This is a genomic window from Erwinia sp. S38 (assembly GCF_016624545.1).
GTDB lineage: Bacteria > Pseudomonadota > Gammaproteobacteria > Enterobacterales > Enterobacteriaceae > Erwinia > Erwinia coffeiphila.
In genome coordinates, this window is sequence record NZ_JACVTS010000063.1 from 1 (window position 1) to 1,380 (window position 1,380).

Below are 1,380 nucleotides of genomic sequence, written 5' to 3' on the forward strand. Positions count from 1 at the left end.
TAATGAGATGGACGCTCCATCTTTGCGGCATCAGATGTGCCAAAGTGCGAGTGTCAAATCTCAGCAGAAGGAGCGTCCAAATGAAAGTATCCACCCTCGGTATCGATCTGGCAAAAAGCGTTTTTGTTCTTCATGGTGTCGATCACACAGGAAAAAACGTTCTGCGTAAAAAACTGTCCCGCAGTCAGTTCATTCCTTTTCTTGCACAGCTTCCACCCTGCCTGATTGGTATGGAGGCCTGTTCAGCAAGCCATCATTTTGCCCGTGTCCTTGAGAAAGCAGGTCACGACGTAAAGCTGATCCCTCCGCAGTACGTTAAGCCCTATGTTAAAACGAATAAAACCGATGCCGCAGATGCTGAAGCGATCTGTGAAGCCGTGACGCGGCCAAACATGCGGTTCGTGCAGATAAAAACCGTCGAACAGCAGGGCGTGCTGGCTCTGCACACCGAACGCAGCTTCCTGATGCGTCAGCGTACGGCGTGTTCAAACAGTCTGAGGGCAATGCTGGCTGAATTCGGCTGCGTTATGCCAACGGGTTTTAAAGCGCTCTATCAAGGTGTGCCCGAAATCCTTGAGGATGGAGATAACGGGCTTCCGCACTTTGTGCGCCAGTGCGTGCGGCGTCAGCTTGAGCTTTTGCAGGAGCTGGATGCAAGAATATTGCAGACCGAGCGTGAGCTGAATGGCTGGTCGAAAACGCAGCCGGCGTGCGAACAGTTGCAAAAAGTGCCAGGTGTTGGCCTGATGACGGCAACTTACATCGTTGCCTCAATCGGCAATGGTACCCAGTTCCACACGTCGAAACAGTTTGCCTCCTGGGCTGGGCTGACGCCGCGTGAACATTCAAGCGGTGGCAAACAGCGACTGGGGCACATCAGTAAACGCGGTGACGGCTATTTCCGCTCGTTGCTGGTCCACGGTGCCCGGGCTGTAGTGAACGTAGTTGGCCGCCACGAAAGGAACATGCCGTGGCTGAGTGCGCTGGTAAAACGCAAACATCATAACGTGGCAGTAGTAGCCCAGGCGGCTAAAACGGCCCGTATAATGTGGTCAATGCTGGTACACGGCACAGAATATCGAGCCCTGCCAGTGGCCTGAAACAGGTTCAGGCCATTGGCGGGGCTCAAAGTAAAGCGTTAGTACGTCCGGTAGTTGCATGAAAAATCAGTAAGATGGCAAAACAGGTAAGACCGCAGGTGAGAAACTCTGTGTAAACCCGAGGGTCCATGAACCCGTAGTGGATGTTAAGAACTCACCTGGCGGCTACTCATCATGGTCAGGGGAGCCCTGAGGCCCCCGGTAAAGACCGGATATATGGTTGCGATACCTGCATGCTTTTTAACTGAAAAACTATTGCTGCTTCGGGAGCGTCCATATA

At 52.9% G+C, this 1,380-nt stretch carries 1 protein-coding gene; it reads left to right on the forward strand.

Annotated elements, in window-relative coordinates:
- Positions 1–80 precede the first annotated feature (80 nt).
- Complete coding sequence (locus tag IBT46_RS26990) at positions 81–1,100, forward strand: IS110 family transposase (protein WP_200548129.1); 1,020 nt, start codon at positions 81–83, stop codon at positions 1,098–1,100.
- Positions 1,101–1,380: the final 280 nt, after the last annotated feature.